The sequence below is a fragment of the Clostridium tyrobutyricum genome (assembly GCF_019144085.1).
Classification (GTDB): Bacteria; Bacillota; Clostridia; order Clostridiales; family Clostridiaceae; genus Clostridium_B; species Clostridium_B tyrobutyricum_A.
The window spans coordinates 1-237 of record NZ_JAHHUY010000133.1; the positions used below are offsets into that span (position 1 = coordinate 1).

Annotated in this window: 1 protein-coding gene; it reads left to right on the forward strand. The window is 34.2% G+C overall.

Annotated features, from left to right (window positions below):
• Positions 1–237: reverse transcriptase N-terminal domain-containing protein (locus KM800_RS15320; protein ID WP_217813846.1), on the forward strand; the 237-nt coding region annotated here is incomplete at both ends.

The following is a 237-nucleotide window of genomic DNA, read 5'->3' on the forward strand; positions in this document are numbered from 1 at the left end:
AACAAATTCTTTTTATGCAAAAGCTTTAGCTGTAAGGAAAGTAACTAGAAACAAGGGGGGGAAAAACCTCGGGGTAGATAGAATTCTCTGGACAAGTGATAAGCAAAAATATCTAGCGATTAAGGATATAAGAATTAAAGGTTATAAGCCTATGCTAACAAGACGAATAAATATTCAGAAAGACAATGGAAATTTAAGACCTTTAAGCATCCCTACTATGAAGGATAGAGCAATGCA